Annotated in this window: 7 protein-coding genes and 2 pseudogenes; 6 read left to right on the forward strand and 3 right to left on the reverse strand. The window is 36.5% G+C overall.

Annotated features, from left to right (window positions below; genetic code table 11):
- Nucleotides 1-584: pseudogene (locus tag AB8B65_RS20125) on the reverse strand (imidazolonepropionase); the annotation flags it as partial.
- Between the two features lie 78 nt (nt 585-662).
- Here AB8B65_RS20125 and AB8B65_RS20130 point away from each other — a divergent pair.
- On the forward strand, nt 663-1370 hold the full coding sequence (locus AB8B65_RS20130; protein ID WP_405303079.1) for an aspartate/glutamate racemase family protein: 708 nt from the start codon (nt 663-665) through the stop codon (nt 1368-1370).
- A 132-nt stretch (nt 1371-1502) separates the two neighbouring features.
- Here the strand turns inward: AB8B65_RS20130 and AB8B65_RS20135 are convergent, their stop codons facing one another.
- Complete coding sequence (locus AB8B65_RS20135; protein ID WP_405303080.1) at nt 1503-3365, reverse strand: endonuclease; 1863 nt, start codon at nt 3363-3365, stop codon at nt 1503-1505.
- A 31-nt stretch (nt 3366-3396) separates the two neighbouring features.
- Nucleotides 3397-4602 carry an RsmB/NOP family class I SAM-dependent RNA methyltransferase gene (locus AB8B65_RS20140; protein ID WP_405303081.1) on the reverse strand — a complete coding sequence of 402 codons (1206 nt, stop codon included), beginning with the start codon at nt 4600-4602 and terminating at the stop codon, nt 3397-3399.
- A gap of 76 nt (nt 4603-4678) precedes the next feature.
- Here AB8B65_RS20140 and AB8B65_RS20145 point away from each other — a divergent pair, with 76 nt between their 5' ends.
- The 5 genes and pseudogenes from AB8B65_RS20145 to AB8B65_RS20165 all read left to right on the forward strand — a co-directional run.
- Nucleotides 4679-5257, forward strand: coding sequence for an RNA polymerase sigma factor (locus AB8B65_RS20145; protein WP_405303082.1), 579 nt, complete (start codon nt 4679-4681; stop codon nt 5255-5257).
- A gap of 38 nt (nt 5258-5295) precedes the next feature.
- Nucleotides 5296-5610, forward strand: a complete 315-nt coding sequence (locus tag AB8B65_RS20150; RefSeq protein WP_405303083.1) for a hypothetical protein — start codon at nt 5296-5298, stop codon at nt 5608-5610.
- 14 nt (nt 5611-5624) lie between these two features.
- Nucleotides 5625-6080, forward strand: coding sequence for a Spy/CpxP family protein refolding chaperone (locus tag AB8B65_RS20155; protein ID WP_405303084.1), 456 nt, complete (start codon nt 5625-5627; stop codon nt 6078-6080).
- A 66-nt stretch (nt 6081-6146) separates the two neighbouring features.
- Entirely contained in the window at nt 6147-7331 is a 1185-nt protein-coding gene (locus AB8B65_RS20160; RefSeq protein WP_405303085.1) for a YHYH protein, read from the forward strand.
- Nucleotides 7332-7474: 143 nt separating this feature from the next.
- Nucleotides 7475-7902 (forward strand): annotated as a pseudogene (locus AB8B65_RS20165) (YHYH protein); the annotation flags it as partial.

The following is a 7902-nucleotide window of genomic DNA, read 5'->3' on the forward strand; positions in this document are numbered from 1 at the left end:
CCATCTTGGTTTCCTTTGTAGTTTGCAGGAATTGCGTGTGCGCCTAAAAAGGTGGTTTTTATTGGGAAATTGTATACTTCTTTTAAACGTTTTGCTACACGTAACATTTTGAGTTCGGCTTCAACTGTAAGTCCATAACCCGATTTGATTTCAATGGCGCCAGTTCCCATGTGCATTACTTCTTCCAAACGTTTTGCCGATTGCGCAAAGAGTTCATCTTCGGAAGTTTCTTGTAGTTTTTTTGCTGAATTTAGAATTCCGCCACCACGATTGGCAATTTCTTCATAGCTTAAACCATTGATTCTGTCTACGAATTCTTGCGCACGGTTTCCCGCGTAGACTAAGTGTGTGTGACTATCACTCCAAGTTGGTAGTACCACTTTATTGGTGCAGTCTATGATACGATCTGCGGAAGCGATTTGAATATCTGCCATGATGCCAAAATCGGAAATGATATCATCAACAATGTATAGATAGGCGTTTTCGAGCTTGGGAAGCGTTTTCATGTCGGCTCCAGAAACTTTAGAAATATTTGTTTCGCGTACTTGTACAAGTTGTTTGATGTTGATGAGTAAGGTTGTCATGTGCAAATCATAATTTGTGTAACAAATGTAGATGCAAAGCGAATAAATCCCTAATTTTAGACTTATAAATTTACAATCATGCAAATTATTGGACTTATTGGTGGCATAACGAGTCAGTCTACCATTTTATATTATCAAATCTTGAATGATTTGGCAGCAAAACACAAAGGTGAACCGCATGCGGCAAAGTGTATTATTTTTTCGGTTGATTTTGGAGAGATTCAGCAGTTGCAACATGACGGACGTTGGGATTTGTTGAACGATATAATGTCGGAAGCAGGAAAAAATTTGGAAAAAGCAGGCGCAACTTCTATTTTGATTTGTGCAAATACCATGCATTTAACTATTGAAGCGGTTCGTAAAAGTGTATCGATTCCGGTGATTCATATTGCAGAAGCAACTGCGGAAAAAATTGTGGCAAAGGAATTGAAAAAGATCGTTTTGTTAGGCACAAAGTACACGATGGAAATGGATTTTTATAAAGATGTATTGACTTCGTTCGGCATAGAAACCTTGATTCCGAATGCGGAAGAACGCGCAGAAGTGAATCGGGTGATTTATGAGGAACTGTCTAAAGGAACACTGAAAGAAAGTTCGCGAGAAGCGTATATAACTATTATTGAACGTTTACAAAATGAAGGAGCAGAAGGTGTTATTTTGGGTTGTACTGAAATTCCGTTGTTAATTCAGCAAAAAGATGTTTCGATTCCTGTTTTTGATACAACTACGATTCACGCAACCAAAGCAATGGAATTGGCAATAAGTGAATTGTGTGATGATTTTTAGTATTATTTTTAGAATTGAAAAATAGTTAGTACTTTTATAGTCAATTACATTATTACTGGCATAATTATGTAATATACAAAAGCTCCAAATGTTACATTTTGGAGCTTTTTTGTTATAGTGTGTTCTTATTGTTTATTGACGAATTAATTTCTTAGTAATTATTTGATTGCCAATTTGTAACTGTAAAATATACATTCCTTGTTGTAATCCTTTCACGTTAATTTCGTTTGATGGATTCGGATGATTGATCACTTGCTTTCCTGTGATATCAAACACGCAAAAATTTGTGATTTCAGTATTATTTTTTGTGTTGATGTATACACTATTTCCATTTGTTGGGTTTGGATAAACTTGAAAAGAATTTACTTCAAAGTTTGCTACACTTAACGTTTGTGTGTGCATTCCTAAGTTATCACAAGTGTTAGAAGCAGAAGTATCCCACTCACTTGCAGTATAAGTTGTATTTGGAGTGCTAATACTAGGCTTTCTTACCAAAGTGGTATTACTTGCATACGTAGTGCCATCTCCAAGTGTTCCTAAAATGTCAATCAAAACATCGTTTTTAAACAATCCGATCACATCGTTTCCATTGAAACCAGTAATAGCATCGTTTGAATCATCTACAACACCTGTACAAACAGCCAAACCAGTATTTCCAATTACATAAACGTCTCCGTCAGTAATCATAGCGCCCATTGGAAAAGTATAGGTTGAATTCCATGTAGCACTTCCGTTTGTACTTATTTTTAGAGTATATACATTTCCAGCTTCATTTAAATCAACAGTTGCGCCTGTGTAATTCGCAATTTCAAGTGCTTTATTAAATCCACTTCCTTCCATATATTCCGAGAGATATAAAAAAGAACCATTTCCGCCACCGCCACCGCTAGCTAAAGTAGTTCCGTCAACTCCAGTAGATTGTGCAGAAGCATTTCCAGCAGCATCTTTTGCAGCTACTGTAAAAGTATAGGTTGTAGTAGCTGATAAACCACTTACTGTTGAAGTTGTTCCTGATGCAGTTTGTTCAAACATTCCATCTACATATACATCATATCCAGTAACACCAATATTATCTGTAGAAGCTGTCCAAGAAACAGTAATACTATTGCTTGTTTCGTTGCTTACCATTACATTCATTGGTACGGTTGGATCTTCTGTATCGGTTCCAAAAATTCCCCAACGGTCTTCCGCAGGAGTTCCGCCCCAAATTTGTGTTGCCAAACGTGGATTGTCAATAAATGGATTACGATTTCCTTGTGCAGTTGCGTTAAAAATATCTTCGTGGTATGTATTACGTGCATCTTCAAGTGGAGAAACAGGATCGGCAGCATTCCAATCTAATAACAAGTTGATCATGTTTGAATCGACACTATTTGTAGTTCCATTCGAAACTAAATTTGGCGCACATTGATTGCCATAACGAAGATACATGTACATGACAATTCGTGCAACATCACCACGCCAATCTGGTCCACCAAGACTGGAATCACCAGGATACCAAAAAGCACCTACAGTTCCAGAATTCCCTGAGCCAGCAGAAAATAAACGGCTTCCGCGTTGCCCATTACGTTGTACATCAGTAGGACGTAAATTGTGTGCATCACTATATGGAGGTCCGTTTGTAGTATTCGCATCTAAATCCGGACTAGCCAATGAATTTGCAAATGTATGCTCTCTATTCCAGTCACCTACATTTCCTCCGTTATCATTACTGTTTCTGTATAAATCATTTGTAACGTCGCCATCGGTTCCGTTTTCCCAACCGTACAACAATGTTACATTGTTGGTATTGTTTGGATCTATGTCCGTAATCATAATAGCATCCCAAATTTCAGAGTATGATAATGAATTTGAGTGTGTGTTAATCACTTTAGTTGCCAATGCATCACGCAACTGTATTCCTGTCAAAGTTAGATTTACATCATCATAATACGTTTGTTGTGCAACAGCTGAAAATGATATCAATCCGATTAAAAAAAGTAAAGTTTTCTTCATTATAATAATATATTGAAATAAATTTAGGGTTCTATTTTCGTTCTAGCAAAGCCATATAAAAACCATCAAAACCAGATTCTGATGCCAATAGTTTTTTGTCTTCTACAAGTGTAAAGTCTTCATTTGAAGCTAGAAATTTTTCTACTTGTTCTTGATTTTCAGAAGGTAATATAGAACAAGTAGCATAGACTAACTTTCCGCCTGGTTTTACCATGCGCGAATACCTTTGTAAAATATCTTGTTGTGTATCTTTAATTTTATCTAAAAATTCAGGTTGAATTTTCCACTTCGCATCCGGATTTCTTCGCAATACGCCTAATCCAGAACAAGGTGCATCAATCAATACACGATCGGCTTTGTCATATAACTTTTTAATCACTTTCGTGGAAGTAATTACGCGAGTTTCAATATTATGTGCACCATTTCTTCGTGCTCTACGCTTTAGTTCGCGCAGTTTTCCTTCGTAAATATCTAAAGAAATTAAGTTGCCTTTATTTTCCATCAAAGCCGCTAAATGCAACGACTTTCCACCAGCACCAGCGCACGCATCAACCACTTTCATTCCTGGTTTTACATCTAAAAACTCAGAAACCAATTGCGAATTTGCATCTTGTACTTCAAAAAAACCATTTTTAAACGCTTCGTTTCTAAAAATATTTGCACGTTCTTTTAAGCGTAATGCTACAGGATGTCCTTTCACTTCTTCCGTTTCATGGTCAAAAGTAGCCAACAAATCTTTTAGTTTTAATTTTGTAGTGCGTAAGGTATTTGCTCTAAGAATTACATCTGCTTGTTTGTTTAAGGCGTTTATTTCTTTCGTCCAAACGTCTTCACCCAATTCTGCAACACCTAATTCATCCAACCAATCTGGAATTGATTCTTTAATTTTTCTGACTTTAGAAACTTCGTCAAAACGACCTTTTATTCTACGAGTTGGCGTACCAACAAGCTGATTCCAATCGGGTAATTCAATACCTCTTAAGGTTGCCCAAACGGCAAAAATACGCCATAAGTTTTCGCGAGAATAATTCTCTTTAATGTCCGCTACTTCTGCGTATAAACGCTTCCAACGTACAATTTCATAAGTAGTTTCGGCAACAAACTTACGATCGCGACTTCCCCAACGGGCGTCTCGTTTCAGTAACTTTTCAACTACTTTATCAGCATAAGCTCCTTCATTAAATATTAAGTTTAATCCATCAATAACGGAAAAAACTAAATTTCTGTGTAATCGCATGTAATTCAAATTAAAGCGCAAAGGTATTGTTTTATGTTTATATTTTTTAGTTTATTTATATATTCAAATAAATTCATTGGACGAAACTACTTTTATAGCAGATTTACAAGCAGGAAAACGCGCAGCTTACAGTCGTCTTTTAGAAGAATATGAGCAGCGCGTTTTTCATACCTGTTTGTCTTTTGTACCCAATAAGGAAGATGCAGAAGATGTAGCGCAGGAAGTATTTGTAGAGGTATTTCGATCGATTCATAAATTTAAAGGAAATTCGAAATTATCTACTTGGATGTATCGAATTTCTACAAACAAATCTTTAGAATTCATCCGGAAGAAAAACACCAAAAAACGTTTTGCTTTCATGCAATCCATCTTTGGGAATGAAATTCCGCTAGACAAGACACGTTATTTTACAGAAATGAATCATCCAGGAATTTTATTAGAAAACAAAGAAAAAAGCGAAACCATATACAAAGCCATTCATCAATTGCCAGAAGTGCAACGTATAGTGTTTACTTTGCATAAAATTGATGGCCTAAGTTATAAGGAAGTTGGCGAAATTACAGAGAAAAGTGTTTCATCTGTAGAATCCTTGATGTTTCGCGCCAAGAAAAATTTACAGAAAATATTAGCAAATTTTTATAAAAATGAAAACTAGCGCAAGTTTTTTAAAAAGTTAGCATCTAATACAGAGTTATGAAGAGACCAAAAGATATTAATCAAAAAATTGAAGCTACTTTCGACGTTTTAAATACGATCGATGAAGTGAGCGTTTCTCCTTTTTTTAAAGATAAAACAATGCAACGTTTATTCTCAGAAAAAGAAGAAACAGTAAGTGCTGGTTTCAGTTGGTTTACCCCAAAAATACAATTGGTAACTTTGGTTTGTGTGTTGATTATTAATGTTTTTGGAGTTTATCAAATGACAAAAACTGAATACGATACCAATATCTCAGATTTTGCAACGATGTATGAATTGGGCGAAGATTCAAAAGCATCCTTATTAAATTAAACAAGCAGGCAACGATGAAAAAAAATACTTTATTATACATTTTATTGGTTTTTCTTGTAGTGATGAATGGCTTTTTTATGTTCAAAATCTTTGGAGATAAACCACCAAGAGGCGGAAATCCGGGAAAATTTATTGCCAAAGAATTACAGTTTGATGCAACACAAATGAAAAGTTTCAGCGAAATGAATGATGCACATCACGAAGCTATGATGGCAATTTCTCGCGAAATCAAGGAATTAAAAGATCAGTTATTTGACGAAATTTCTGAAACAACCACTAATGAAGCTAAAGTAAACGATATTACGCGTCAAATTGGTGAAAAAGAGCAACAAAAGGACTTAAAAACATTCTATCATTTCAAAGAAGTTCAAAAAATATGTACTGACGAACAACGTACGCGTTTCAACACATTGGTGCAAGATGCGCTAAAGAAACACGGCAGACGCGGAAAAGGAAAACCAAAAAAATAAAAATTCCGCACAAGTTTTTCTAAAATAACACATCTAACTAAAAAAACAAGATGAAACTCTTTTAGTATGCAGTATAAAATCACACCTATTTTTCTACTCTTTGCGTTGGTAACATTCGCACAAGAAACAACTACAAACACCTTTTCAGTAACAGATGGCTACGAATGTACAGAAATGGTAAAGTATAAAAGCGAAGTTGCTATTACCAAACAAGGAAAGTACCGCGTTATCAAATCAAACGCAATTCCACAACATGCAACAGGCGCTTTTCCAAATGCAGGAAATCCGAATAAAATCTCTCCTCAAAACAAAACCTATAAAGTTCCACTCAGACCAAAAAAGAATAAAAAACTAACTTCTGTTTACAGTGATGGAATGTTAGGGCAAGGAAGACCCGAATATGTTTTTGGAGTTGCCATCAATGGTGTAAAAATGGAACCTACGGCAATGGAGTTTTTCATAAACCCAAATACACGCCAAATGAACATGGCTTGGGCTAAAGAAGCACTGAGTACAAATGTCGATTTGGGAGACGATTGTAACAATGCGCACGTACAACCAACTGGCGAATATCACTATCATGGAACTCCGTGGGGAATTATACAACAAGCCAAAGAGAATAGCATGTTTTTAATCGGTTGGGCAGCAGATGGTTTTCCTATGTATTACAAATATGGGTACGCTTCCGCAGAAAGTACGCAGATAACCGAATTGACTTCTAGCTACAAGCTAAAAGTAGGAAACCGCCCTGGTGATGGAATTTCTGCACCAAACGGCGCGTATGATGGAACCTACGCACGCGATTTTGAATACATAGAAGGACATGGCGATTTGGATGAAGCCAATGGTCGTTTCGGAAAAACTCCCGAATTCCCAAATGGAACCTATTATTATGTCATAACAGACAGTTTCCCATCCTTACCACGATTTTTTGTCGGAACACCAAATAAAAGTTTCAAAGTTGGTGGCGGAATGCGTGGCGGATCAAACGGTTTTCCTGGAAGAAACGGAAGAAGAAATGACAGAGAACGTCCAAGTACAGCACAAATTATGGAACAAATGGACGCCAATGGCGATGGAAAATTGAGCAAAAAAGAAGTCAAAGGTCCATTGCAACGCGATTTTGCAAAAGTAGATACAGATGACGACGGATTCATCTCAAAGAAAGAACTAGAAAACGCTCCAAAACCGAAAGGACGTCAAGGCGGACAGCGTGGCGGACAAAGAGGACAACGCGGCGGAAGACAGTAATTGCATTTTAGTTGTTTGTTGTTCGTTTTTGGTTGTTAGTTCGAGAACAACTTTAAAAGAATCTAAAAAAATAAAAAAGGCCACAAGTTTTTTTAAAAGAATGCATCTAAAATAAAATAGAACCTAATTAATACTTATATAAAATGAACAGAAAACCATTTATAATCACACTTCTAGGAGTAGCTTCCCTACTATTAATAATAGCTTGCGGAAGTAGTGATGATGATACCACAACGACTTCAACACCCACAACTGGCGGCAGCGATGATGATACCGTGAGTTTGCATGCCGCGTTCAGCGAATTTGACACCGACAATGTAACAATTATGCTCAACGGTACAAATGTAGAAATAGAATCGAATGGGTTGCCAAATCATACATCTCCTTATTGGTCAAATACGACAGAAAGAAATGCTATTGACCCAATGGGAAATACCTTAACAACTCCTGCAGCAGCAGCTGATCATCCGTTATTTGTAGCGCCAACAGTAACTTCTTACATGATGATGGCACCAGGGAACATTGACGATTTCAACGGTTCGTATTCGTTAACAGTGTCTGCAAACCCTAC

It is taken from the genome of Kordia sp. (genome assembly GCF_045105435.1).
In the GTDB taxonomy this organism is placed as follows: Bacteria; Bacteroidota; Bacteroidia; order Flavobacteriales; family Flavobacteriaceae; genus Kordia.